At 72.9% G+C, this 25,755-nt stretch carries 21 protein-coding genes and 1 riboswitch; of the genes, 13 read left to right on the forward strand and 8 right to left on the reverse strand.

What is annotated here, in order from left to right; all coding sequences use genetic code 11:
* Positions 1-145 precede the first annotated feature (145 nt).
* The 8 genes from ACFVGS_RS19815 (at position 146) to menC (ending at position 9,596) form a co-directional block, all read left to right on the forward strand.
* The gene (locus ACFVGS_RS19815) at positions 146-1,726 is read left to right on the forward strand and encodes an ABC transporter substrate-binding protein (protein WP_384406878.1); all 1,581 of its coding nucleotides are present in this window, start codon (positions 146-148) and stop codon (positions 1,724-1,726) included.
* On the forward strand, positions 1,723-2,763 hold the full coding sequence (locus ACFVGS_RS19820; protein ID WP_385693195.1) for an ABC transporter permease: 1,041 nt from the start codon (positions 1,723-1,725) through the stop codon (positions 2,761-2,763). Before ACFVGS_RS19815 ends, ACFVGS_RS19820 begins: the two co-directional genes overlap by 4 nt.
* Complete coding sequence (locus tag ACFVGS_RS19825; protein WP_384406874.1) at positions 2,763-4,580, forward strand: dipeptide/oligopeptide/nickel ABC transporter permease/ATP-binding protein; 1,818 nt, start codon at positions 2,763-2,765, stop codon at positions 4,578-4,580. The genes ACFVGS_RS19820 and ACFVGS_RS19825 overlap by 1 nt, the downstream gene beginning before the upstream one ends.
* Positions 4,577-5,269: an ABC transporter ATP-binding protein gene (locus ACFVGS_RS19830; RefSeq protein WP_384406872.1), complete on the forward strand. Its 693-nt coding sequence runs from the start codon at positions 4,577-4,579 to the stop codon at positions 5,267-5,269. The genes ACFVGS_RS19825 and ACFVGS_RS19830 overlap by 4 nt, the downstream gene beginning before the upstream one ends.
* An 81-nt stretch (positions 5,270-5,350) precedes the next feature.
* Positions 5,351-6,373 (forward strand): dipeptidase, encoded by a 1,023-nt coding sequence (locus ACFVGS_RS19835; protein ID WP_384406870.1) that lies wholly within the window; start codon positions 5,351-5,353, stop codon positions 6,371-6,373.
* Between the two features lie 244 nt (positions 6,374-6,617).
* On the forward strand, positions 6,618-7,700 hold the full coding sequence (locus ACFVGS_RS19840) for a M20 family metallopeptidase (RefSeq protein WP_384407272.1): 1,083 nt from the start codon (positions 6,618-6,620) through the stop codon (positions 7,698-7,700).
* The gene (locus tag ACFVGS_RS19845) at positions 7,697-8,458 is read left to right on the forward strand and encodes a GNAT family N-acetyltransferase (protein WP_384406868.1); all 762 of its coding nucleotides are present in this window, start codon (positions 7,697-7,699) and stop codon (positions 8,456-8,458) included. Before ACFVGS_RS19840 ends, ACFVGS_RS19845 begins: the two co-directional genes overlap by 4 nt.
* 25 nt (positions 8,459-8,483) lie before the next feature.
* A complete protein-coding gene (gene menC / locus ACFVGS_RS19850) occupies positions 8,484-9,596 on the forward strand; it encodes an o-succinylbenzoate synthase (protein ID WP_384406866.1) in 1,113 nt (370 codons plus the stop codon).
* A 506-nt stretch (positions 9,597-10,102) separates the two neighbouring features.
* Here the strand turns inward: menC and ACFVGS_RS19855 are convergent.
* From ACFVGS_RS19855 to ACFVGS_RS19865, 3 genes are read right to left on the reverse strand one after another with little or no spacing between them, the layout of a single operon-like run.
* Entirely contained in the window at positions 10,103-11,626 is a 1,524-nt protein-coding gene (locus tag ACFVGS_RS19855; RefSeq protein ID WP_385693196.1) for an aldehyde dehydrogenase family protein, read from the reverse strand.
* A 45-nt stretch (positions 11,627-11,671) separates the two neighbouring features.
* Positions 11,672-13,168 (reverse strand): GAF domain-containing protein, encoded by a 1,497-nt coding sequence (locus tag ACFVGS_RS19860; protein WP_384406862.1) that lies wholly within the window; start codon positions 13,166-13,168, stop codon positions 11,672-11,674.
* Positions 13,165-13,293: a hypothetical protein gene (locus ACFVGS_RS19865; RefSeq protein ID WP_384406859.1), complete on the reverse strand. Its 129-nt coding sequence runs from the start codon at positions 13,291-13,293 to the stop codon at positions 13,165-13,167. Before ACFVGS_RS19865 ends, ACFVGS_RS19860 begins: the two co-directional genes overlap by 4 nt.
* 113 nt (positions 13,294-13,406) lie before the next feature.
* A riboswitch (ZMP/ZTP riboswitch) is annotated at positions 13,407-13,513 on the forward strand.
* A gap of 29 nt (positions 13,514-13,542) precedes the next feature.
* Here ACFVGS_RS19865 and ACFVGS_RS19870 point away from each other — a divergent pair.
* Together ACFVGS_RS19870 and ACFVGS_RS19875 are read left to right on the forward strand one after the other, a co-directional pair.
* Positions 13,543-14,397: a bifunctional 5,10-methylenetetrahydrofolate dehydrogenase/5,10-methenyltetrahydrofolate cyclohydrolase gene (locus ACFVGS_RS19870; RefSeq protein ID WP_384406857.1), complete on the forward strand. Its 855-nt coding sequence runs from the start codon at positions 13,543-13,545 to the stop codon at positions 14,395-14,397.
* Positions 14,398-14,610: 213 nt separating this feature from the next.
* Positions 14,611-15,411, forward strand: coding sequence for a hypothetical protein (locus ACFVGS_RS19875; protein ID WP_385693197.1), 801 nt, complete (start codon positions 14,611-14,613; stop codon positions 15,409-15,411).
* Between the two features lie 33 nt (positions 15,412-15,444).
* Here the strand turns inward: ACFVGS_RS19875 and ACFVGS_RS19880 are convergent, their stop codons facing one another.
* The gene (locus ACFVGS_RS19880) at positions 15,445-16,293 is read right to left on the reverse strand and encodes a maleylpyruvate isomerase family mycothiol-dependent enzyme (RefSeq protein ID WP_385693198.1); all 849 of its coding nucleotides are present in this window, start codon (positions 16,291-16,293) and stop codon (positions 15,445-15,447) included.
* 161 nt (positions 16,294-16,454) lie between these two features.
* Here ACFVGS_RS19880 and ACFVGS_RS19885 point away from each other — a divergent pair, with 161 nt between their 5' ends.
* The gene (locus ACFVGS_RS19885) at positions 16,455-17,384 is read left to right on the forward strand and encodes a MerR family transcriptional regulator (protein WP_385693199.1); all 930 of its coding nucleotides are present in this window, start codon (positions 16,455-16,457) and stop codon (positions 17,382-17,384) included.
* Positions 17,385-17,412: 28 nt separating this feature from the next.
* On the opposite strand, the gene ACFVGS_RS19890 is transcribed toward ACFVGS_RS19885, so the two are convergent.
* Positions 17,413-18,807, reverse strand: a complete 1,395-nt coding sequence (locus tag ACFVGS_RS19890) for an SWF or SNF family helicase (RefSeq protein WP_385693200.1) — start codon at positions 18,805-18,807, stop codon at positions 17,413-17,415.
* On the reverse strand, positions 18,804-21,989 hold the full coding sequence (locus tag ACFVGS_RS19895; protein WP_385693201.1) for an SNF2-related protein: 3,186 nt from the start codon (positions 21,987-21,989) through the stop codon (positions 18,804-18,806). Before ACFVGS_RS19895 ends, ACFVGS_RS19890 begins: the two co-directional genes overlap by 4 nt.
* A 4-nt stretch (positions 21,990-21,993) precedes the next feature.
* Here ACFVGS_RS19895 and ACFVGS_RS19900 point away from each other — a divergent pair, with 4 nt between their 5' ends.
* Positions 21,994-22,233 carry a hypothetical protein gene (locus ACFVGS_RS19900; RefSeq protein WP_385693202.1) on the forward strand — a complete coding sequence of 80 codons (240 nt, stop codon included), beginning with the start codon at positions 21,994-21,996 and terminating at the stop codon, positions 22,231-22,233.
* Positions 22,234-22,443: 210 nt separating this feature from the next.
* Positions 22,444-23,559 carry a fatty acid desaturase family protein gene (locus ACFVGS_RS19905; protein WP_384406848.1) on the forward strand — a complete coding sequence of 372 codons (1,116 nt, stop codon included), beginning with the start codon at positions 22,444-22,446 and terminating at the stop codon, positions 23,557-23,559.
* Between the two features lie 135 nt (positions 23,560-23,694).
* Here the strand turns inward: ACFVGS_RS19905 and ACFVGS_RS19910 are convergent, their stop codons facing one another.
* Together ACFVGS_RS19910 and ACFVGS_RS19915 are read right to left on the reverse strand one after the other, a co-directional pair.
* Positions 23,695-24,615, reverse strand: a complete 921-nt coding sequence (locus ACFVGS_RS19910; RefSeq protein WP_385693229.1) for a hypothetical protein — start codon at positions 24,613-24,615, stop codon at positions 23,695-23,697.
* A 360-nt stretch (positions 24,616-24,975) separates the two neighbouring features.
* Complete coding sequence (locus ACFVGS_RS19915) at positions 24,976-25,578, reverse strand: class I SAM-dependent methyltransferase (protein WP_385693203.1); 603 nt, start codon at positions 25,576-25,578, stop codon at positions 24,976-24,978.
* Between the last annotated feature and the right edge of the window lie 177 nt (positions 25,579-25,755).

Raw genomic sequence — 25,755 nt, forward strand, 5'->3', positions numbered from 1 at the left:
GCGTCTCCGAGACCGTCGCCCGGCTTGGGATTCCCCACCCAACGAGGCCCGCGGCTTTCGTCGCCCCGACTGAATCATTTCCGGCCACGAGCCGCGACTGTGGGGCAACTCTCCCGCTCCAAGGAGTCCCCCTATGAAGCCCCCGATGAATAGAGCCAAGGCGATCTCCGCCTGTCTCGCGGTGTCACTGCTGGCGGCCGGCTGCGGCAGCGTCGCGCAGGCCGGATCGTCCGGCGGTGACGCCTTCAGCTACGCGATCAAGAGCGACCCGGGACTGCTCGACCCCGCCCAGGTCCAGAACACGACCACGTACACCGCGCTGTCGCTGGCCTACGACACCCTGGTGCACGCCGGGCCCGACGGCCGGATCGTCTCCGGACTCGCCGAGAAGTGGGACGTCAGGCCCGCCTCCGTCACCTTCACCCTGCGCCGCGGCGTCACCTGCGCCGACGGAAGCCCGGTGACCGCGAGCACCGTCGCCGCCAACGTCGCCCACATCACCGACCCCGCCACCAAGTCGCCCGCGTACGGCGTCGTGGTCCCCGAAGGACTCACCGCGAAGGCGGACGACACCGCCCGCACCGTGACCCTGTCGACGCCCGAACCCTTCGCCTTCATCCTGCAGAGCACCCGCTACCTCTTCATCGTCTGCGGGGCGGGCCTGAAGGACCGCGCCCTGCTGGCGAGCGGCACCTCCGGATCGGGCCCCTTCCAGCTCACCTCCGCCGAGCCGAACCAGAGCTACACCTTCGCCAAGCGCGACAGCTACGCCTGGGGACCGGACGGGGCGACCACCGCCGACCCCGCCATGCCCGGCTCGGTCGTGCTCAAGGTCGTCGGCAGCGAGTCGACGACCGCCAACCTGCTGCAGTCCCACGAACTGAACGGCGCGCAGCTCGCCGGCCCCGACCGCGCCCGCGTCACCAACATCCCCGGCGTGACGACCACCGTCCAGGCCAACGGCACCCAGGAGTTCTTCTTCCACCAGGGCCCCGGCCACCCCGGCAGCGACCCTGCCGTCCGCAAGGCCCTGCTCCAGGCCGTCGACATGGACTCCCTCGGGGCGATCGCCACCGGCGGCACCGGCCGCACCCCCACCGGCCTGGTCATGGACCCCAAGCCCTGCCCCGGCGATACCGTCACCGGCCACCTGCCCGTCTACGACCCGGTCGAGGCCAAGTCGGCGCTGTACGCCGCCGACTGGCGCCGCGGCTCCGACGGCATCTGGGCGAAGGAAGGAAAGCGGCTCACGATCCGCATGATCTACGGCACGTCGTCAGGCGAGACGATGGCCGCCGCGGCCGAGTACCTGGCCGAGCAATGGAAGAAGATCGGCGTCGATGTCCGACTGCGGGCCGTGTCCGACGCCGCCTACGGCGAGATCGAAGCGGTCAGCCAGGACTGGGACGTGGACTGGGCTCCCCTCGGCGTCACCCTGCCCACCCAGCTGCTCGGCACCCTGTCCGGCCCCTTCACCCCCGACGGCGGCAACTTCGCGCACCTCACCAACACGGAGTACGAGAAGCTCACCGCCCAGGCGAGCAAGCAGCCCGGCACCGCCGGCTGCGACCTGTGGGACCGGTCGGAGCACGCCCTGTTCGAGAGCGGCGACATCGTCCCCGTCGTCGACAAGACCGTCACCATCGCCGCCCACAACGCCACCTTCCGCATCACGTCGGGCCTCTTCGACGCGACGTCGATCCGTATGACGGGAGGACGGAAGTGACCACCACGACCGATGCCCTCACCCCGCACGAGACGGCCCCGGCTGCCCCACCACGCCGCCGCGTCCGACGCCTCACCCCGCTCTTCCTCGCGCGACAGCTGCTGCGCCTGGCCGGTTCCCTCGCCGTGCTCGTCGTCGCGTCGTTCGCGATGATCCACCTGATCCCCGGCGATCCGCTGCGCCAGATGCTCGGCCCCACCGCGCCGAAGGAACTGGTCGAGCAGCGCAGGAGCGAGCTCGGCCTCGACCAGCCGCTGCCGAGTCAGTTCACGCACTACGTCAAGCAGTTGTTCTCCGGAGATCTCGGCACCTCGTTCTTCTCCTCCCAGCCGGTGACCGACCTCATCGGCCAGGGCCTGCCCAACACCCTGGCCCTCGCGGTCCTCGCCACCCTCGTCGCCCTCGCCGTGGCCGTACCGCTCGGCCTGTGGGCCGCCGTCCGCACCCACAACGGACGCCGGCGAGGCACGGAGACCGCCTTCACCACGCTCACCGGTGCCGCCGTCGCCATCCCCGAGTACCTCTACGGTCTGGCGCTGCTGCTCGTCCTCGCCCTGGGCCTCGGCCTGCTCCCGCCCGCCGGTCTGACCGGGCCCGCCTCCTTCGTGCTGCCTGTCACGGCCCTCGCCATCGCACCGGCGGCGATGATCGCCCGTCTGGCACGGGTGGAGACCCTGCGCGAACTGGACACCGACTACATGCGTCTGGCCCACGCCAAGCGCCTCCCCGCGTGGCGGCTTTACGCGGTGCACCTGCTGCCGAACACGCTCACCGCGACCCTGACCATGGGCGGCCTGCTGCTCAGCGGACTGATCACCGGCAGCGTCCTGGTGGAGAACGTCTTCGCCTGGCCCGGTCTCGGCCTGCGCACCGTCGAGGCCATCACGCAGAAGGACTACCCCGTGGCACAGGCCATGATCCTCGTCTACGGCGCGCTCGTCCTCGTCGTCAACTTCCTCGTCGACCTCCTGCTCGGGGTACTCGACCCCAAGTCGACGCTGTCCACCCCGTCCGCCTCCACCCGCAGGGAGGGCTGATGCGCCGCCTGCTGAGAAACCCCGTCGGACTGCTGGGCGCCGTACTCGTCGCCCTCATGGTCCTCCTCGCCGTCGTCGGACCGTTGATCTGGCAGGACGCCGCCGACCAGATCAACCCCAAGGAAATCAGCCAGGGAGCCTCGTCCGCGCACCTGCTCGGCACCGACGCCCTCGGCCGGGACCTGCTGGCCCGGACCCTCGTCGCCACCCGGCTGACCCTCGGCCTTGCCTTCCTCGCCACCCTGATCGGCACCGCCTCCGGCATCCTGCTCGGCGCCCTGCCCCAGGTGCTGCCGCGACCGGCCGGCCGCGCGGTCGTGGCCATGGTCGACCTGCTGGTGGCCTTCCCCACCCTGCTGCTCGCCATGTTCACCGCCGTCGTCGCCGGGCTCGGCGCGCAAGGCGCTGTCCTCGGCATCGGCGTGGCCCTCGCACCCACCTTCGCCCGGCTCACCCACACCATGACGGCGACAGTCGCCGGGTCGGACTACATCGCGGCCGCCCGCATGCTGCGCGTGCCCCGCCGCCGCATCCTCACCCGGCACATCCTCCCCAACATCGCCGAACCGCTCATCCTCAACACCGCCCAGGCCATGGGCGGCGCCCTCCTCGGCCTGTCCGCGATGTCCTTCCTCGGCATGGGCGTCCAGGCACCCTCGTACGACTGGGGGCGGCTGCTCAACGAAGCCTTCGGGCACGTCTACGTCACCCCGTCCGTGGTCGTCGCGCCCGCGCTGGCCGTCACCCTCGCCGGTCTCGGCTTCATGCTGCTCGGCGACACCTTCGCCAAGGCCGCCGCCCACACGAGCGAACCCGTCGGCAAGCCCGTCGCCCCCGTGGTGACCCCCGCCCGGGACGAGCCCGTACCGGACGCCGTCCTGGAGGTGCGGGACCTCACCGTCGCCTTCCCCGGCGACATCACCCCCGTACGCCAGGTGTCGCTGACCGTCCGCGAGGGCGAGATCGTCGGCCTGGTGGGCGAATCGGGCAGCGGCAAGAGCATGACCGCCGCCGCCATCGGGCAGATCGTGCCCTACCCCGGACTCGCCGGCAGCGCCCGCACGCGACTGGACGGGGTGGACCTGGACGGCCTCACGGACGCGGAGCGCCGCAAGCTGCTCGGCTCGTCCCTGGCGATGGTCTTCCAGGACCCCACCTCCTCGCTCAACCCGGCCCTCCGGGTCGGCGGCCAGCTCGCCGAAGTGGCCACCCTGCACGACGGCGCCACGCGCACCGAGGCACGGACCCGCGCCGTCGAACGCCTCGGCACGGTCCGCATCAAGCAGCCGGCCGAGGTCGCCCGGCAGTACCCGCACGAGCTGTCCGGCGGCATGCGCCAGCGCGCCGTCATCGCGATGGGCCTCATGGGCACGCCCCGCCTGATCATCGCGGACGAGCCCACCACCGCGCTCGACGTCACCGTCCAGCGCGAGGTGCTGCGGGTGCTGCGCGAGGTGGTCGACGAGACGCGCGCCGGCGCCCTGTTCATCTCCCACGACATCGCCGTCGTCAGCGAACTGTGCGACCGGATCGCCGTCATGTACGCGGGCCGCATCGTCGAGGAACTCCCCGCCGACGGCCTCCACTACGCCCGGCACCCCTACACCCGCGCGCTGGTCGGCTCGCTGCCGGACATGGACACCGACCGGTCGGGTCCCCTCAGCACCATCCCCGGCCGCCAGCCCGCGCCCGGCGACGTCGGCGACGGCTGCGCCTTCGCCGACCGGTGCGCCTTCGTCACCGCACGCTGCGCGATCCGGCCCAAGCTGCTCGCCCGTACGGAAGACCACTCCGTGGCCTGCTGGGAGGTCCAGTGAACATCGACCGACTCACCGTCCGATACGGCTCCTTCACCGCGGTCGATGGCGTCAGCCTGCAGGTCCCCGAGGGCTCCGTGACCGGTCTTGTCGGAGAGTCCGGCTCCGGGAAGTCCACCCTCGCCCGCGCCGTGGCCGGCCTGACCCCGTACCGGGGCAAGGTCACCGGAATAGCGCCCGGCCGAGTCCAGATGGTCTTCCAGGACCCGTACTCCTCGCTGAACCCGCGCATGAGCATCGGCGACGCCATCGCCGAAGGCACCCGCGTCCCGCGCGCCCAGCGCCCGGCGGAGGTCGGGCGGCTCCTCGAACTGGTCTCCCTGCCGGCCACGTACGCGGGCAAGTACCCCCGCGAGCTCTCCGGCGGCCAGCGCCAGCGCGTCGCCATCGCCCGCGCCCTCGCGGCACAGCCCGAGCTGCTCATCGCCGACGAGATCACCTCCGCCCTCGACGTCTCCGTCCAAGGAGCCGTCCTCAACCTGCTGCGCGAACTGCGCGGCGAACTCGGCCTCACCATGCTCTTCATCTCGCACAACCTCGCCGTCGTGCGGTACGTCTGCGATGCCGTCGCCGTCATGCACCATGGCCGGCTCGTGGAGTCAGGCCCTGTCGAAGAGGTGATCGGGGCGCCTCGGCACGAGTACACCCGCACCCTGCTCGACGCGGTCCCGCGCCTCGCCCGCGCCTGAGCCACTCGCTCCTCCTCCTGTCCGGCGGCCCACACCCCTGCAAGGGCCGCCGGACGTCTCCTCGTCGCCGAAAGGACCGTCGTGTCCCACGACCTCCACCACCGTGCCGTCGTCGCCGACGCGCACAACGACCTCCTCATGGCCGTCGCAGCCCGCCCCCCGAAGCGCTGGGGTGCCTTCTTCCGTGAACGATGGCTGCCCCAGCTGCGCGAGGGCGGCATCGACATCCAGGTCCTGCCGGTCTTCATCGACGACCAGTACCGCCCCGAGGGCGCGCTCCGGCAGACCCTCCGCATGCTCGGGTGCGCCCACGTCCTCGCCGAGGCCAACGCCGACCAGGTCGCCCTGTGCCTGAACGGCGACGACATCGACGCCGCCCTCGCCGAGGGCAGGATCGCCCTCGTCCTCGCCCTGGAGAGCGCGCCCGGCATCGACGCCTCCGTGGAGCTCTTCCCCACCCTCTTCCGGCTCGGCGTGCGGATCGCCTCGATCGCCCACTGGGGGCGCACCCCGCTCGCCGACGGCAGCCGTGAGGACGCCACCGGCAGCCGGCTCACGGTGCCCGGCGTCGAGGCGCTGCGGGAGATGGAGCGCATTGGGATGCTCTTCGACGTCTCCCACCTGGGAGCGAGCGGCGTCGCCCACGTCCTGGAGCTCGCCACCCGGCCCCTGATCGCCACCCATTCCTGCGCCCGCGCCCTGCGCGACCACCACCGCAACCTCACCGACGAACAGATCCGCGGCGTGGCAGCCACGGGCGGCGTGGTGTGCGTGAACTTCGTACCGGACTTCCTCACCGACGACCAGGCGAAGGTGAGCACCGACCGGATCGTCGACCACATCGAGCACATCGTCTCCGTCGCGGGGATCGACCACGTCGGCCTCGGCTCGGACTTCGTACGCGAGGTCATACACGACGTCACCCCGCCCTGCTGCGAAAACCTCGACGACGAGGACCCGATGTTCGACTTCCCCGGCCTCGAAGGCCCTGCCGGAATGCCCCTGGTGACCGAGGCACTCGTCCGCCGAGGACTGCCGGAAACGGACATCCTGAAGATCCTCGGCGGGAACATGCGGCAGCTCATGACCAAGCACATGGGCTGAAGGCCAGTGCTGCAGCGGTGCCCGGCGGGTCGTACGACCCCCCGGGGCCCGGCCGGTGCCCCCGGCCGGGGTGGCCGCGTCGAATAGGGGGGGCCCGTTTTGACCCCGCCCCCAACCCGGGCCGTGTCCGGCCTGCCTAGCGTGGCGGTCATCCCAACCTGGAGGAACCACCGTGCCGGTTGACCAAGACCCCTACCCCCTGCGAGCGGACCACGCGTCCGCCCCCGCGCCCGAGCTCGACGCCATGCTCGCCGACCTCGAAGAACTCGTCACCTGCGAGTCGTACTCCGCCGACCACGCCGCTGTGGCCCGCAGCGCGCGGGTGGTCGCCGAGCAGGGCGCCCGGCTGCTCGGCGCCCGCCCGGAGACGCTTGTGATCGACGGCGTCACGCACGTCCAGTGGACCTTCGGAACCCCGCGCGTCCTGCTCCTGGGCCACCACGACACCGTCTGGCCGATCGGCTCCCTCAAGACCCACCCCTGGTCGGTGGAGCAGGGCATCGCCCGCGGTCCCGGCGTCTTCGACATGAAGGCCGGCCTGGTCCAGATGTTCCACGCGCTGGCCGCCCTGCCCTCCCTCGACGGGGTGTGCGTCCTGGTCACGGGCGACGAGGAGGTCGGCTCGGACACCTCCCGCCCGCTCATCGAGGACCTGGCACGTCAGTGCACGGCCACCTTCGTCCTGGAGCCCTCCGCACCCGGAGGCGCACTCAAGACCGGCCGCAAAGGCGTCTCCCTCTACGACATCACGGTCCACGGCCGCGCCGCCCACTCCGGGCTCGAACCCGAGAAGGGCATCAACGCGGCGACCGAACTCGCCCACCAGATCCTCGCCCTGAGCCGGATCGCCGACACGGTGACCGCCGAGACCGGTCCGGGGACGACGGTCACCCCCACGCTGGCCTCGGCGGGCACCGCGAACAACACCGTTCCCGCCCGCGCCGACCTCAGCGTGGACGTGCGCGTCCCCAGCGCCGCAGCCCAGCACGCTGTCGACCAACTGATCAGGACCCTGCGACCCGAAAACCCCGGCGCGCGCCTGAACATCACCGGCGGCCCCAACCGCCCGCCTCTGGACCCCGACTCCTCGCGCGGACTCTTCGCCATGGCCGGCGACATCGCCACGCGACTCGGCCTGGGCCCCCTGCGGCAGGCGGCCGTTGGCGGCGCTTCCGACGGCAACTACACCGCCGGAGTCGGCTGCCCCACCCTCGATGGCCTCGGCGCCGTCGGCGACGGCGCCCACGCCGACCACGAACACGTCGTCACCGCCACCATGCCGGCCCGCGCCCGGCTCCTGGCCCACCTCGTCGGAGCGATGCAGTGACCGCACTCGACGTCCGGGAACTCCACACCATGGAGGACCTCGACACCGTCAGCCGCCTCTACGCCGGCATATGGGGCACGGCCGCCGACAGCCCGCCCGTCACCGCCGAGGTGATGCGAGCCCTGTCCCACGCGGGCAACTACGTGGCCGGTGCCTACGAGCAGGGCCGCCTGGTCGGCGCCTCCGTCGGCTTCTACGGCGACCCCGTCGGCACCACCCTGCACTCCCACATCACGGGCGCCTCCCAGGGCCGCGGCATCGGCCTCGCCCTCAAACTGCACCAGCGCCAATGGGCCCTCGCCCGCGGCCTCAAGCGCATCACCTGGACCTACGACCCGCTGATCCGCCGCAACGCCTACTTCAACCTCGTCAAGCTCGGCGCCCGCCCCAATGAGTACCTGACGTCCTTCTACGGCGCCATGGACGACGCCATCAACGGCGGCGACGAGTCCGACCGCGTCCTGACCGCCTGGGACCTGACCGCGCCCGCAGGGCCGTACACCTTCGACCTGCCCGCCGATGTCGCCCATGGCGTCCGCAACGACGACGGCCGCCCCGTGATCGGCCCGACCGACGCCGACACCGTCCTCATCGACCTTCCCGACGACATCGAGTCCCTGCGCCGCACCGACCCGGGCGCCGCCCGCGACTGGCGGCTGGCCGTACGGCACACCCTCGGCGGCCTGTTCGCCGAGGGAGCGCGCGTCGCCGGCTTCCACGACCGACGCAGCTACGTCATCCACCGCACCACGCCCTGACCAACGCACCAGGAGCCACCCGCACATGAAGACCACGATCTCCGGCGTCGAACTGCGCCGCATCGCGATGCCGCTCGTCGCCCCCTTCCGTACCTCCTTCGGCATCGAGACCAGCCGCGACGTCCTCCTCGTCCGCGTCGTCACCTCCGACGGAATCGAAGGCTGGGCGGAGTGCGCGGCCATGTCCGAACCCCGCTACTGCGCCGAGTACGTCGACGGGGCACAGGACGTCCTGCGGCGCTTCCTCGTCCCGGCCCTGCCGAAGGAGGGCGTGGACGCGGCGACCGTCGGCCGCGCACTGGAACCCTTCACCGGCCACCACATGGCCAAGTCGGTCCTGGAGACAGCAGTCCTCGACGCCCAACTCCAGCTGTCGGGAGAGTCCTTCGGCTCCTACCTGGGCGCGGCCCGCGACCGAGTCCCCTGCGGCGTCTCCGTCGGCATCATGAACTCGATACCCGAGCTCTTGGACGCGGTGGACGGATACGTGGCTGAGGGCTACGTCCGGATCAAGCTGAAGATCGAGCCCGGCTGGGACGTCGAACCGGTCCGCGCCGTCCGCGAGCGCTTCGGCGACGACCTCCTCCTCCAGGTCGACGCCAACGCCGCGTACACCCTGGTCGACGCCCAACAGCTCGCGAAGCTGGACGATTTCGGCCTCCTGCTCATCGAACAGCCCCTCGCCAACGACGACATGGTCCAGCACGCGCAGCTCGCGAAGCTGTTGCGCACCCCGATCTGCCTGGACGAGTCCATCGAGTCCGCCGCCGACGCCGCCGCGGCCATTTCGCTGGGTGCCTGCTCGATCATCAACATCAAGCCGGCCCGCGTCGGCGGCTACCTCGAAGCCCGCCGCATCCACGACATCGCCCGCGCCCACGGCGTCCCGGTCTGGTGCGGCGGGATGCTGGAGACCGGCATCGGCCGCGCCGCCAACGTCGCTCTGGCGGCCCTCCCCGGCTTCGCCCTCCCTGGCGACACCTCGGGCTCGCACCGCTACTTCGCCACGGACATCACGAAGCCGTTCGTCCTGTCCGACGGCCACCTCGACGTCCCGACGGGCCCGGGCCTCGGCATCGAGCCGCTCCCTGACGTCCTCAAGGAGGTCACCACCTCCACCGAGTGGATCGAGCTCTAATCCTTCACAGAGAACGGCCGATCCTCTCGAAGGCTCCCTGGACGCAACACGCCCCGGGAGCCTTTGCCGTTTCCTCGTCGACGGAGACGGAACAACCCTGCTGGATTCTGCTCCCAGCACGAACGAAAGAGCCTGCCGCTCCGGCACATTGGAACCACCGCACCGCGTGTCGCCGGGAGCCCTTACACCCGCGAGCATCCACGGCGCCGCGCAGCCCGCCCGCCTTGTCGACTTGGCTGAACCGCAGTTCCCGACGGCGGGCGGGACCCACGACCCCTCTACCAGGGTCTCCGGCCGTAGAGGAACGGACGGCGTCTCCTCCTGCGCGCTCCCCGCGGACTGCTCTTCGACCTGAGTCGGCCCCTTCATCGATCCGCGCTCCGCCTAGAGGGCAGGGGCCGAGTGGGTGGTCATCCTGCGCCTGCCGTTTCAGCGTCACCCTGGGTACCGCCGCCGAGATCTCGGCCACCCAGGCTGCGCCTCCTGGCAGGCCACGGCGAAGACGCTCAGAAGAATCCGAGCTTCTTCGGCGAGTAGCTGACCAGCAGGTTCTTGGTCTGCTGGTAGTGGTCCAGCATCATCTTGTGGGTCTCCCGACCGATGCCCGACTGCTTATAGCCTCCGAAAGCACTATGCGCCGGGTAGGCGTGGTAGCAGTTGGTCCAGACGCGGCCCGCCTGGATGGCGCGGCCCGCGCGGTAGGCCGTGGTGGCGTCGCGGGTCCAGACGCCGGCGCCGAGGCCGTAGAGGGTGTCGTTGGCGGTGCGGACGGCGTCGTCGAAGTCGGTGAAGGACGTGACGGCGACCACGGGGCCGAAGATCTCCTCCTGGAAGATCCGCATGCGGTTGTCGCCCTCGAAGATGGTGGGCTGCACGTAGTAGCCGCCCGCCAGTTCGCCGCCGTGCTCCACGCGCTGGCCGCCCGTCAGGATCTTGGCGCCTTCCTGCTGCCCGATCTCCAGATAGGAGAGGATCTTGTCGAGCTGGTCGGCGGAGGCCTGGGCGCCGATCATGGTGGCCGTGTCCAGGGGGTGGCCGGGGACGATGGCCTCCGTGCGGGCGATCGCCGCCTGGAGGAAGTCGTGGTAGTGACCACGCTGGACCAGGGCACGGGAGGGGCAGGTGCAGACCTCGCCCTGGTTCAGGGCGAACATGGTGAAGCCTTCCAGGGCCTTGTCGAGGAAGTCGTCGTCCGCCGCCGACACGTCGTCGAAGAAGATGTTCGGCGATTTGCCGCCCAGTTCGAGCGTGACGGGCTTCAGGTTCTCCGCCGCGTAGCCCATGATCAGCCGGCCCGTCGTCGTCTCGCCCGTGAACGCGATCTTCGCGACCCGCGGCGAGGAGGCGAGCGGCTTGCCGGCCTCCTCGCCGAAGCCGTTGACGATGTTGACCACGCCGGGCGGCAGCAGGTCGGCCACCAGACTCATCCAGAAGTGGACGGAGACCGGGGTCTGTTCGGCCGGCTTCAGGACGACCGCGTTGCCCGCGGCCAGCGCCGGCGCCAGCTTCCACACCGCCATCAGGATCGGGAAGTTCCACGGGATGATCTGCGCCACCACGCCCAGCGGCTCGTGGAAGTGGTACGCGACGGTGTCCTCGTCCAGCTGGCTCAGCGCCCCCTCCTGGGCGCGCAGCGCGCCCGCGAAGTAGCGGAAGTGGTCGACGGCGAGCGGGATGTCGGCGGCCAGCGTCTCGCGCACCGGCTTGCCGTTCTCCCAGCTCTCCGCGACCGCCAGCGCCTCCAGCGAGTCCTCCATCCGGTCCGCGATCCGCAGCAGGACCTGAGCGCGCTCGGCCGGCGACGTGCGGCCCCAGGCCGGGGCCGCCGCGTGCGCGGCGTCGAGCGCCCGCTCCACGTCCTCGGCGGTGCCACGCGCCACCTCCGTGAACGGACGGCCGTCGACCGGGCTCGGGTTCTCGAAGTACCGCCCGCGCGCCGGGGCGACGTACTCACCCCCGATCCAGTGGTCGTAGCGGTTCGCGTACGACATGAGCGAACCCTCGGTGCCGGGTGCGGCGTAACGGGGCATGGGCAGGGCCTCCCTCGGACCGCGCCGGCCGTCCCTGGCCGGCGTTCACCGCCGATGGTGCGCGACCGAACGTTGCAACACCGTTGCACCCGCGGACAGTTCGGCGTCCAGCGCGGCCAGCCGGGCCCGTACGGCAGGTGCCTCCGCGGCCGGCACGGCCGAGGCGAGCGCCCGCCACACCGTCAGGTCGTCCTCGCCCCAGGTGCTGTACGCCCAGTCGGCCAGCAGTCCCGGATCGCCCCGGTCCACCAGCGCCGCCCGCAGCCGCCCCGCGAGCCGCTCCCGCAGCCGTACGACACCGGGCGCCCCCGAACCGGGCAACAGCGGCCCCGCGTAGTCGGCGAGTGCCGTCGCGACCGCACCGGAGGAGAGCCGCCGGTCCACCGTCGAGAAGTCCGCGTCCACCGCCTCCGCCAGCCGGTACGGACGGGACGCCAGCAGCTCGGGGCCGAGCAGCCCGCGCAGCCGCGAAAGCTCCGCCCGCAGCGTGACCGGAGTGACCGACTCGTCCTCGTACAGCAGCGTCAGCAACTCGTCGCCACCCACACCCTCCGGCCGCTGCGCGAGGATCACCAGGATCTCGCTGTGCCGCCGGCTCAACCGCAGCCGTCGCCCGGCCACGTGCAGCAACGCCTCGTCCCGGCCCAGGGCCGTCAGCCGCGACCTGCCGGGCGCCGCGACGGGGGACAGCAGCGCGAGCTGCGACTCGGCGGCCCGCGCCACCGCCTGCACGAACGCCAGACTGTGCGGATGCGCGAGCCCGTCCCCACCCGTGACGTCGACCGCCCCGAGCAGCCGACCGGTGTGCGGGTCGTGCACGGGCGCCGCGGCACACGTCCACCGCTGCACCGGTCGCCGGAAGTGCTCGGCGGCGCAGACCTGCACCGGCCGGTCGACGGCGATCGCGGTGCCCGGCGCGTTCGTCCCCGCCGCCGTCTCCGACCAGCGGGCACCGGCCACGAAGTTCATCGCGCGGGCCTTCCGCAGCGTTCCCGGATGGCCCTCCACCCACAGCATCCGCCCGGCGGCGTCGCACACCGCGAGCAGATGCTCGCCGTCCCGCGCGTACGCCCCCATCAGCTCCCGGATCATCGGCATCGCCACGGCGAGCGGATGCGCCTCGCGGTGCCCCGCGAGCTCCTCCTCGTCCAGCTCCACCGGAGCCGCGCCGTCCGGGCTCACGCGCGCCCGCGCCGAACGCCGCCAGGACTCGGCGACGAGCGGCCGGACGGGCGGGGACACCGCGGGAGGCGCCTGACGGCCGAACCCGGAGCGGCCGGACCGGCCCGAGTCGCTGGGGCGCCCGGAGCCGCCGGGTCGCCCGGAGCCGCCGGGCCGGCCGGAGTCCTCGGGCTGGCCGGAGTCCTCGGACCGGCCGGAGTCCTCGGACCGGTCCGAGCCGCCGGGCCGCCGCCCGGCCTCCGAGGCTGCCGCCGTCGCTGCCTCGGTGAACTCCTCGTGCGCGCGGCGCACGGCGTCCGCTGTCGCGGCTGTCGCATGTGTCGCAGCGGTCTCCGCCGTCCCCGCCCACGCGTTGCTCACTCGGCCTCCTCGGCGAGGTCGCCCGCCTCGCCCGCCTCGTCCACCACGCTCGTCCACCACCTTGTCCACGCCTCGTCCGCCTTCGCGTACGTCGCCGTGGGCGGTGCGTGAACGCCGTCCTGCACGTCATCGTGATGCGCGCACGCCCCGCCGACAAGCGCCCGGACGGGCACGCATATGCGCCCTGACCGGTTACGCGCCCCTCGACTTACCCGCCCGCGCCCGTCACGTAGAGTGGGGCCCGGGCCGTGACTGGCGCTAGAGGTGGATCACCACCGGGGAGCGGCCCGGCGGACGCGCACACCCCGCGCGACCGTGCCGCTGCCGTGCGCCTGGGCGATCAACCGGTCATCGACGACGCTCAGGAGTGGCCCATGTCCACCAGCACCGCACGCCTCATGGACGGCACCGCGCTCGCTCGCCGCACGGTCGAGGAGACCGCCGCGCGCGCCGCCGAGATCACCCGCCGCACCGGCACCACGCCCTGCCTCGCGACCGTCCTCGTCGGCGCGGACCCCGCCTCCGTGACGTACGTGAAGATGAAGCAGAACCGCTGCGCGAAGGCCGGAATCCGCTCCAAGCACGTCGAACTGCCCGCCGAGACGACGACCGAGGAGCTGGTCGCGGCGATCACCGCGCTCTCCGAGGACCCCGAGGTGCACGGCATCCTGCTCCAGCACCCGGTCGGTCCGCACATCGACGAGCGCGCCGCCTTCGAGGCCATCGCCCCGGAGAAGGACGTCGACGGCGTCACGATGGCCTCCTTCGCCGCCATGGGCTTCGGTCTGCCCGGCTTCGTCTCCTGCACCCCCGGCGGCATCATGCGGCTGCTCGACGCGTACGACGTCGACCTCAGCGGCAAGCGCGCCGTGGTCGTCGGCCGTAGCGCCATCCTCGGCAAGCCGGCCGGTCTGCTGCTCCTCGGCCGCGACGCGACCGTCACCTACTGCCACTCCCGCACCACCGACCTCTCCGCCGCCGTCCGCGAGGCCGACGTCCTGGTCGCCGCCGTCGGCAAGCCGAACTTCATCAAGGGCGAGGACATCAAGCCCGGCGCCGTCGTGATCGACGCCGGCTACAACCCGGGCAACGTCGGCGACGTCGACTTCGACAGCGCCGTCGAGCGTGCCTCCCTCATCACGCCCGTCCCCGGCGGCGTCGGCCCCATGACCATCGCCGTCCTCCTCTCCCAGACCGTCGAGGCCGCCGAGCGCCAGCTCGGCCTGTAGGCACGAGCGGGACCGCGGGCGTCAGGGCAGGAAGGCCGCCGGCCGCGGCTCCCGCACGGCAGGAGGTCGCAGGGATTCCGTACGCGAGCATCTCGTACCGGCTCCCACAGGGCGTCTCGTACGAGCCGCGGGATTGTCACGGTTCTGTACGAGCAAGGCCCAACTCGCCGATATCGCTCGCCACATGACCGACGACGGGTGACCCTGGTTCCCATGCTCCACCCGCCGACGGAATCCCCGTCCCGCGACGCCCGGCCACCGAGACGGCCGGGCGTCGTCGTCCTGCCGGTCGCCGCGCTCGCCGCGATCCTCGCCCTCTCCCTCGCCGTCACGGCACGCGGCGGCTCGGGCGACGGCGACCCGAGCGCCGGGCCCTCCGCCCCGGCCGAGCCGGGGGCGGGCACCTCCGCGGGCGCCACCTCCGGCCGGTCGGCCGGAGCACCCGCCCACACGGCGTCCGGGACGTCCGGACAGCGGCCCGCCCCCCAGGGCGAGAGCCCGTCACCGCTGCCCACGCAGTCGAAGCGACCCGCCACGAAGCACCCGGCGGACCGCGACCGGCGCGTACCGACCGCCTCGCACCCGCCGACCGCCGCCCCGACCGCCTCCGGGACCACGAGCCCCCGGCCGCGCAGCGGCGAGACCCGTCGTACACCGCCGGCTCCCGCCCCCAGCCCGTACGACGGACTGCGTGTCGGCGACTGCTTCGACATCGAGCGCGACGCGCCCGGAACCGTCGTCCGCCGGGCCTGCGACACGCCGCACGACGCCGAACTCGTCGCCCGGCTCCGCCTCACCGGCACGTACGGCGACGACGGCGCGGTACGGGACGCGGCGGCCGCCTTGTGCCGGGAGCCGCTGCGGACCAAGGCCGCGGACCAGCCGCTCGGCACCCGCTGGTCGACCTTCGTCCAGTACCCGTACCGCACGAGCTACCTGCTCGGCCAGACCACCGTCGCCTGCAGCCTGGCCGCCCCGACGGGGACGGCCAGGCTCACCGCGCCGCTGCGGTGACCAGTCGCGTGCGACCAGCCGTGTGACCCGCCGTCAGAGCCCGGTGCGCGCCAGCCAGTGGTGGAGAAGGGAGCGGTCGCCCGTCACTGTCAGCCGGTCGTCCTCCGGCGCGACACGCCCGGACACCACCAGCATCAGATCCGCCACCGCTCCCGACACCACGACGTCGAAGCCGGCGTCGGCGTCGGTGTCGTGGCCGATGACGGTGTCGGTGTCGCGGGTGATGTCGTGGTCGGCGTCGGCGTCCATGTAGCCGATGGAGTCCGTGGAGTCCACGGGCCCGCGGGCCCACCGGGGCCCCTCAGGCGTACGGGTGACCACCCAGCCCTCGCCTCCCGCGCCGGGGCCCGGCCGGAACCCGATCCGTTCGCCCCGGCCACGCAGCTCGGCGAGCGCCGGCCTGACCGCCTGGAAGGCCGGTTCGGCCAGCAGGGCGAGGTGCTCGCCGATCACATCGGCCGCCATATCGTCGGCGATCCCGAACGCGCTGTCCGTCGCGTACGCCGCGTCGTAGTGGTGGACTGCCGTGTCGCCCAGCATCCTGCGCAGCCAGAAGCCCGCCGGCCGAGGCCCGAAGAACGTCTCGATCACGGTCTCGGCGCCGGTCTCCCCGATCGCGCCGATCAGTTCCTCCGCGCCCTCGCGCAGCCACCCGGCCCACTCGTCCGGCGCGCCGGGACGAGCCTCGCGCGGGTCGGGTACGGCCAGTTGGCGCCGCTCGCGCACGAGCCGCGCCGTCCAGCGGTGCTCCTGGCCGACATGGCCCACCAGGGTGCCCAGCGACCACTCCGGGCAGGTCGGCACCGGGGTTTCCGGATCCCGGCCGGCGACGGCGCGGGCGAAGCCGGCGGTCTGCTCCCGCAGCCCCTCCACGAGCCGCACGGCGTCAAGGGCGTTCCGGCCGTTATGGCTCCTCCGGCTGTCCTGGCCGTTCCGGGCATCCCGTGCCTCCCGAGTGTCGTGGGCGTCTCGGATGTCCCTTTTCGATGTCTTCACGGCGTCTCCTCTCGTGGTCACGCCGGTACCGTAGGAGCTCCAGTCCGGTGGAGGTTCAAGTGCCCTGGCTCGACGAGACGTTCGGGATCGGTGAGCTGTCGCGGCTGACCGGCGTTCCGGTGCGGACCATTCGCTTCTACGGCGACGAGGGCATCGTCGACTCGGTGCGCAGCTCCGGGGGACACCGGCGGTTCGACCAGGCGGCCGTCGAACGGCTCCGTCTCGTCAGACGACTGCGCGCGCTCGGACTCGGGCTCACAGCCGTCAGGCAGGTCGTCGCCGGGGAACGCTCCGTCGCCGAGGCCGTGGCGGCCGAGCGCGCCGCGCTCGACGCGCGGCTCGCGGAGCTGGCGTGGCGGCGGTCGGCCCTGCGCGCCGTCGAGGAGGCGGCCCCGGCCGACCGGGCCGGGAGACTCGGACTGCTGGCGGCCGTCGAGAACGGCGCCGCCGCGCGCGACGCGCTGATCGCGTTCTGGCGGCGCACGATCGTCGCCCCGGTGTCGGTGGAAATGTTCGACGCGTTCGTGGCCATGGCCGTACCCGAACCGCCCGACGATCCGAGCACCTCGCAGGTGGTCGCCTTCGCCGAACTGTTCGCCCTGGCCGGAGACCGGGACCTCGGCCGCCTTCTGCTGGCCATGGCGCGGGCCAACGCGGAGCAGATCGCCGACGAGGACGACTTCCTCACCGGTCTCGGCGAGGCGTGCGCGAAGGCCTGGCCGCTGGTACGAGCGGGCGAGCCGCCCCGGCCGGGCCCCGAACTCGACCTCTTCGTCGCCGTACACGCCTCGGCCCGCCGCGACCGCGACACACCGGCCTTCCGCGCCCGCCTGCTGTCCTGGGTGGCCGCCGACCGCGACCCGCGCATGCGCCGCTACTGGCACCTCGTGGCCGAGGCGGGCAGCGACCCGTTCACCCTGGGAGCCCCTCACATGTGGCTGACGGACGCGCTCCAGGCTTCCCTGCGGCGAGGGTGAGGCGGCCACCAGGAGCTTGCGCGGCGGATCAGACGGGGCCAGGCTCCAGCCCCGCCAGCGCCGCCGCCGGGTCCTGGTCCGCCGGGCCCGCCGGGGTCCAGGTGTCCTGTTCCTTGCGGTAGGGCCACCAGCGGCCGTCAGGCCCGAGGCGGAGCTGGGTGTCCGTGCCGACGACGGTCCAGCGGGCCGGGCCCGACGGATGCAGGGCGGGGCGTTCGGTCTCGTCCCAGGCCTCGGCCAGTTGGGCCTCGGCGCGGCGCAGGGCCTCCGGGGTCGGGTCCCACTCCTCCTCCAGGACCGCGAGGGCGGCACGACCGCCCAGGCGCCAGGCCCGTACCGCGAGGTCGAGCGCCGTGCGGTCGCGGCCTGAGCCCTTGGCGAGTCGCGCCGCGATCCACGGCGCGGGGGCGCCCGCGGCGAGCCGTACCGCGTCCTGAGCGGCCGTCAACGGAGGCTCGCCGAACGGGCTCGAGCCGGACATCAGCAGTCGGGCGCGGGCGGCCGCGTCCGCCGCCAGGAACTCCAGGGCCGTCGGATCCACCCCCGGCTCCGGGTCGGTCTCCGTTTCCAGCGACGGCGGCTCACCCGGCGCGGCGGGCGGTACCGGCGGGGCGGGCAGCGGCGGCAGGATGTCCCGCGCCGCGAAGGCCTCCTCCGCCGAGACGCCCGACGGCCGTCGTACGGCGACCGCCCCGGAGCCTGCCGACGGCTCCGCCACGCGGGCGGCGCTCCGCTCCTGCAGCGCCTCGATCACGGCCCGTTCCCCACGCCCGCGCATCAGCAGCAGCACGAACGGATCCTCGTCGAGGAGCCGCGCGACCTGGTAGCACAGGGCCGCGGTGTGCGGACAGTGGTCCCAGGCCTCGCAGCCGCACTCCGGCTCCAGGTCGCCGATGCCCGGCAGCAGTTCGAGGCCGGCCGCCGCCGCGTCCTCGACGAGGTGCGGTGGCATCTCGCGGTCGAGCAGGGCCGCGATGTGCCCCGCGCTGTCGGCGGCCAGACCGATCAGCCGGTCCCATTCCTCCTCGGACAGCTCCTGCAGCAGCACGTCACTGCGGTACGCCGTGCCGTCCCCGTCCTTCACCACCGCCGTGATCCGGCCCGGCCGCACCGACACCGCGCCGACCGCACCGGACCGGGCGTGTTGCCGTCCTCGCTTCAGCTGCCGGCCGTCGAGCGCCGTGTCCTCCAGCGCCTTCAGCCACGCCTGACCCCACCAGGTACGGGCGAAAGCCCCGCCCCGTACGGGCGGCAGTGCCGTGAAGGTCCGTTCCTCGCTGATCGTGTCTTCCTTTCGCCTGCGGGCGGAACCGCGGTTGTCGTGACCGGTCTCGTGACCGCTCTGATGACCGCTCTGATGACCGGTCTGGTGACCGGTCTCGTGTCGGCTCTTGTGAGCGTTCCTGTTCCCGTGCGCGGTCATCGTGTCTCGTCCTCCCCACGCAGCCGCACAAGTTCCGCCAGCTCGGCGTCGGTCAGCTCCGTCAGGGCGGCCTCGCCGGAACCGAGCACCGAGTCGGCGAGCGCGCGCTTGCGCTCCAGCATGTCCGCGATCCGGTCCTCGATCGTGCCCTCGGCGATCAGCCGGTGGACCTGGACCGGCTGTGTCTGCCCGATCCGGTACGCACGGTCCGTCGCCTGCGCCTCCACCGCCGGGTTCCACCAGCGGTCGTAGTGCACGACGTGACCGGCCCTCGTCAGGTTGAGGCCCGTACCGGCCGCCTTCAGGGAGAGGAGGAAGACGGGCACCTCACCGGCCTGGAAGCGGGCGACCATCGCCTCCCGCTCGGCGACCGGCGTGCCGCCGTGCAGGAACTGGGTCGGCACACCGCGCGCCGCCAGATGCCGTTCCAGCAGCCGGGCCATGCCCACGTACTGCGTGAAGACGAGCACGCTCGCCTCCTCCGCCAGGATCGTGTCCAGGAGTTCGTCGAGCAGCTCCAGCTTGCCCGAGCGCCCTTCGATGCGCGGCTGGTCCTCCTTCAGGTACTGCGCCGGGTGGTTGCAGATCTGCTTGAGTCCGGTGAGCAGCTTGACGACCAGGCCGCGCCGCTCCATTCCGTCCGCCTCGGCGATCGCGGTCAGGGTCTCGCGTACCACCGCCTCGTAAAGCCCCGCCTGCTCCTTGGTGAGGGAGACCGCGTGGTCGGTCTCCGTCTTCGGCGGCAGCTCGGGCGCGATGCCAGGGTCGGACTTGCGCCGCCGCAGCAGGAACGGCCGGATCAGCGCGGAGAGTCGGGCCGCCGCGGCCGGATCGCCGCCGCCCTCGACGGCGGAGGCGTAGCGCGCGCGGAACGCGCCGAGCCCGCCGAGCAGCCCCGGAGTGGTCCAGTCCAGGATCGCCCACAGCTCAGAGAGGTTGTTCTCCACGGGCGTGCCGGAGAGCGCCACCCGCGCCTTGCCGCCGATCGTGCGCAGCGCGCGGGCGGTCGCCGAGTACGGGTTCTTGACGTGCTGCGCCTCGTCCGCGACGACCAGTCCCCAGGACTGCGCCGCTAGCCGCGCAGCGTCCAGCCGCATGGTGCCGTAGGTGGTGAGGACGAAGCCGTCGGCGGCGATTCCCTTGTCGGCGGGTCCGTCGCCGGGGAGCCCCTCTCCGGTGAGTCCCTCTCCGGTGAGGGGCTCCCCGGTGAGCCCCTCCAGCGTGCGCGCCGGGCCGTGGAAGCGCCGTACGGGCGTGCCGGGCGCGAACTTCTCGATCTCACGTTGCCAGTTGCCCATCAGCGAGGTGGGGCAGACCACCAACGTCGGGCCCGCCGTGTCCGGGTCGGACTGCCGGTGCAGATGAAGCGCGATGAGGGTGATCGTCTTGCCGAGGCCCATGTCGTCGGCGAGACAGCCCCCGAGCCCGAGCGAGGTCATCCGGTGCAGCCAGCCGAGGCCGCGCAACTGGTAGTCGCGCAACGTCGCCGCCAGGGCGGCGGGCTGACCGATTTCCGGCTCGCCGCCCTCCGGACCGGCGCCCTCCGGATCGGCGAGCCGGGCGCGCAGCCGTTCCATCCAGCCGGTCGCCCGGACCTCGACCCGGCGGCCGTCGATCTCGGCGGTGCCGGTCAGTACGGCGCCGAGCGCGTCGACCGGGCTCAGCTTGCGGTTCTGGCGCGACCGGGCGCCGCGTACCTCCTCGGGATCGACCAGCACCCACTGGTCCCGCAGACGCACCAGCGGCCGGCCGGCTTCGGCGAGCAGGTCGAGTTCCGCGCGGGTGAGTTCCTGGTCGCCGATCGCGTAACGCCAGTTGAAGGCGAGCAGGCTCTCGGCGGAGAGGAACGACGGCAGAGCGTCGTTCCGGCCGTCCGGGACCGCCGCCCCGCTGTCTTGGACTTCCCGGCCGTCGTGGAGTTTCCGGCCGTCTCGGCCGTCCTCCCCTTCGTCGCGGACCGCCCCGGGCCCGTCGGGCGGGCCGATCACGGCGGTGGCGGTGAGCCGGTGCGCGAGTTCGCGCGGCCAGTGGACACGGACGCCGGTGGCCGCGAGGGCGCGGGCGGCGGGGCCGAGGAGCTCGACGATCTCCTCGTCGGCCAGGTCCACGGCGTCCGGCACGGCCGCGGTGAGCAGCGGCGAGAGCGCGGGCCAGGCGCGCGCCGCCCGGCGCAGCGCGAGCAGCGCGTCCATCCGGGCCCGCGCCCCGAAGGCGCTGTCGCCCGCGCTGCCCGCCGGTGCCGTACCGGCCCAGACGTCCGCCGCGTCCGCGACGAGTGCGGGGTCGGCGACCGCATGCAGCTGCGGCACGGCACGGAAGGACGGTGCCGGCGAATCCGCGGTGAACCCGGTTTTCCCGGCCGACGCGGGCTCCTCGCCGAGGACGACGCCCACGGCTGCCCCGTCTGCCCCGGTCGGCTCGGCTTCGCCGCCCGGCCCAGTGTTCTGGGCTGCTCCGGTGTTCCCTTCCCCTTCTCCCTTTGCCTGTCGCGCCGTCACCAGCTCGATGCGCAGCGACAGGCGGACTCCCGCGTCGTGCCCGGCGGCCACGTCCGCAGCCCAGGCCCGGTGCTCCGGCAGCGCACGGGGTGTCTGGTGCTCGTCGGCGGCGAAGGCCGGGCCGTCGGCCGCGAGCGGCGCGGCCGGGGTCCGGGGGAGGACGTCGGCGACCGCGTCGGCGAACGCCCGTAGCAGTTCCTCCGGTTCGGGCAACAGCAGGCCCTCGTCGGCAAGCGGCAGGCCCTCGTCGTACTCGGCAGGTGGCAGCGGTACGGCGTGGGCCGAGGGCGGCATGGAGGCCGCGAGGTCGCGCAGCGCCGCCACCTCTTCCGCGCCGAGCGGCCCGACCCGCCAGGCGTCAACATCGCCTGCGGTGAGGCCCGGAAGGAGCAGGCCCCGGGCGACCAGGTCAAGCGAGAACAGGGCAGCCGCGCCCCAGAAGGCCGCAGACGGCGAGGCGTCCGGGGCAAACCGTGCCCGCGCGAGGACCGGAAGCGCCTCTCGTACGGACAACTGCAGCGCCGACACGGTCCGCGGCCGGACGTCGTCGTCGACGACCGTCAGTTCGGCGAGGGCGCCGGCCTCGACAGGGGGCGTCTCGGCGGACCAGAAGGCGATCCGTCCTGCGCGCGGAGGGTCGGCGGGCAGGAACAGGGCGGCGCAGCGGGCGAGTTCATCGGCCAACGCCGTGGACGTGACAGCGCCGGCGGCCGTCAGCGAAGACGAAGAGGGCGAGGCGGACGAAGACAGGGACGAGGGTGAAGAGGAGGACAAAGGCAGGGACGAGGGTGAAGAGGAGGACAAAGGCAGGGACGAGGGTGAAGAGGAGGACGGGAGCGACTGCGACGGAGACGGCGACAACACATTCCTCAAATTTGACTACTGGGCCGAGCGGCCGAGGGTACCCCATGCGACCGCCCTCCCGTGAGCCCCGGCATCGTGATCCCCGTCACGTCCGAGAGAGGCAGGTGGGGAAGACCCCACCCCCGGCCCCCGGCCGGCCCCCGAGCGGGTCCGGGTGGTGACGCCATGGTCCCGGACGATCACCGATCCCTAGGTTTTTCCTAGCCGGCGCGGGCCTCGCGACGGCCTTCCCCAGGCCCCTTCCACGGCCCTGCCACGGATCCCGGAGACCGCCATGCCTCAGGCCACCGCGACGATCGACGCACCCGCATCGCCGCCCGCCGCGCCCGAACCGAGTTCCGCCCGCCGCCGTCAGGCCACCCCGGGCGGAAGCGAGTTCGCGCCGCTCCTGCGCACCGTCAAGGAACAGGGCCTGCTCGAACGACGCGTCGGCTGGTACGCCCGCGACATCGCCGCCAACCTCCTCGGCGTCCTCGCCGTGATCACCGGCCTGGTGCTGATCGGCCCCTCCTGGTGGGCCCTGCCGCTCGCGCTGCCCCTCGCCCTCTTCTCCGCCCGCATCGCCTTCGTCGGTCACGACGCCGGCCACTCCCAGATCACCGACCGGCGCAAGCTCGGCCGTGCCGTCCAGCTCGTCCACGCCAACCTGCTCCTCGGCATGAGCCGTGAATGGTGGAACGACAAGCACAACCGTCACCACGCCAACCCGAACCACCTCGACAAGGACCCGGACGTCGCCGCCGACGTCCTCGTCTTCGCCGCCCACCAGACCGCCGACCGCACCGGACTGCGCCGCTGGCTCACCCGCCACCAGGCCTGGCTCTTCTTCCCTTTGACCACCCTTGAGGGAATCGCCCTCAAGGTGTACGGCATCCAGGCCCTGCTCTCCCGGACCGGCCCCTACCGCACCCGGCGCGAGCGCCTCGTCGAGGGCGCCCTGCTCCTGGCCCATGTCGCCGGATACGCGGCCCTTCTGCTCACCCTGCTGACGCCGGTCCAGGCCCTCGTCTTCGCGCTGCTCCACCAGATGCTGCTCGGCGTGCACCTCGGCATGGCCTTCGCGCCCAACCACAAGGGCATGGAGATGCCCGACGCCCACCCGGACGGCGACTCCTGGGGCCATCTGCGCCGTCAGGTGCTGACCTCCCGCAACATCCGGGGCGGCGTCCTCACCGACTGGTTCCTCGGCGGTCTCAACTACCAGATCGAGCACCACCTCTTCCCCAGCATGCCGCGCCCGCACCTGCGGCTCGCCCAGCCGGCGGTCCGGGCTCACTGCCGCGCGCTCGGCATCCCGTACACCGAGACCGGCTTCGTCGACTCCTACCGCCAGGCGCTCGGCCACCTGCATGAGGTGGGCGCACCGCTGCGCAGCGAGCTGACCGCGTAGAGCCCGGACCCGGAAGGCCCCGGGCCGGCCCGGATTCGTCCCGATGGGAAGGCCTGGGCCGGGTCCCGACCCCGAGCGGGCCTGGGCCGACCCCGAGCGGGCCCGGGCCGCCCCGGACGGGCCCGCAGTGAGCCGTCAGCTCGGTCGGACGGCCATCGCGTCCAGCGATTCGAGCAGCGCGGGCAGCTTCGGACCGCGGGTCACGGGAAGGACCTCGTGCGGTTCGTCGTCGAGGAGCACGAAGGCCATGTCGTCGGTCCGCGCCACCAGCGACCAGCCGGGACCGTCGGCCCGCAGCATCCGAGCCTCGCCGCCGGCGAAGCTGGACCGCACGCGACCGACGGGCGGCGCCTCGGCGACGTACTCACCGAGCTCCTTCAGAGCGCGGCGGACACCCTCGTACGGGTCGGAGCCGGTCACCTCGGACGCGCCTCCGCCTTCGTTCCCGCCTTCGTTCCCGCCCTCGCCCTCGCCCACGCCGCCGCCGACCTCCGCCCCGGTCTCGGTCGTCGTTCCGCCGCCGTCACCGGCCTCCGTACCGGCTGTGCTCCCGGCCCCTTCGTCGCCCATCCGGGCGCGCCACTCGTTCCACTGCAGCGCCACCATGTCGGCGCCCAGGCGCCGCTGCGCCGGTCCCCACGCGTTGCCGTCCGGCGGTGCGAGCGGTGCCGGGGAGCCCTCTTCGGGCGCGGGGTCGTGGGGCGCCGGGATTCCGGGCGCGGCGGTGGCGACGGCGAGCGGCCAGCCCGGCAGCGCGGACACCACGGACCGCTCGTCGGGGGAGAGGTCGTACTCCATGCCGCAGTCCCACGAGGCGATGGCGACGGCGACGAGCGACACGTCGTCGACGACCACGGTCCACCGGGCTCCCGTGCCGTCCTGCCCGAGCACCAGGCCGTAGCCCTCCGCATAAGGCTCGAGGCGCAGTGCCGCGCAGGCCGCCGGGTAGTCGTCGCCGAGGACGCTGGGGAACTGCGCGGGTGTGAGCAGCGCCGCCGTCAGCACGTACAGCGCGTCGTCGTCGCTGGCTGCGACGGCGCCCTCCGCCGCGGACATGACGGCGTCGTCCGCGCCGGTCGCGGTGGGTTCCGTTTCGCCCACGTCTGCCTCCCCATCTGGTCGTCGGCGCACCCTAACCAGTGAGTAACCCGCGCGTCGAGAGCTGGAGCCGTCCCGACGGGCGGGCCGAGCGGCGCGTGGGCGTCGTGCGCGGCCATGCCTCCCGGAGGTCCCTGCCCCGGAGGTCCCTGCCCCGGACGTCCTTGCCCCGGAGGCTCTTGCCCCGGAGGCGCATGCCCCCGGACGCCCGGGCCCCGTGCGCCGGCGGCCGCACCGCCTGCGATCGCCGGGGCCGGACGCCTGAGGCTCGGAGCACCGGCGGCCGCACCGCCTGCGATCGCCGGACCGCCGGGGCCGTCACCCCGTACGGCGCACGGCAAGTGCCAGGTAGCGGTCGTCCTCGTCGGTGTACGCGACCAGGTCCCACCCCGCACGGGCGAGCACGGGGCGGAGGTTGGGCTCGGCGCGCAGGTCGTCGTCGGTGATCCGGCGACCGTGCCGGGCAGCGAGGGCGGCGCGGCCGATCGGGTGGAAGAGCGCCAGCCGGCCGCCCGGCCGTACCACCCGGGCCAGCTCGCGCAGGTCCCGCTCCGGGTCGGCCAGGTGCGAGACGAGTCCCGCACCGAAGACGGCGTCGAGCGCGCCGTCGCGCAGCGGCAGCCCGGCGACGTCGGCGAGGATCAGGGCGCCGTCCTTGTCGCGGCCCACCTTCGTCGCCTCGGCCAGCATCTCGGGTGTGAGGTCGATCCCGACGACGGTGCCAGCGGGGCCGACGGCGTCGCGCAGCGGCGGCAGGGCACGGCCGGTGCCGCAGCCCGCGTCGAGCACCGCGTCTCCCGGGCGCAGACCGATGTCGGCGACGGCGGCGGCGTAGGCGGGTCCGTCGTCGGGAAACCTGGAGTCCCAGTCGGCGGCGCGAGCGCCGAAGAACTCCCGTACGTGCGTGGGGTCATCGCTCATGTGCCCCATGATCCCTCACCGTCAGGTCACCCACAGGCGTGAGATTTTCGCCCGGGGCGCCCCGAATCTCCCCTGTGTGAGTGAACGATCTGTGCGCATGTTCGAGACTGTCGCGATCGTTCGGGTACATCTCTCTGTCATATTCCATCAGCTTTCGAAATGCGCCCCCAGTGCGCC

Origin of the sequence: Streptomyces sp. NPDC127114, assembly GCF_042677525.1 — a bacterium.
In the GTDB taxonomy this organism is placed as follows: Bacteria; Actinomycetota; Actinomycetes; order Streptomycetales; family Streptomycetaceae; genus Streptomyces.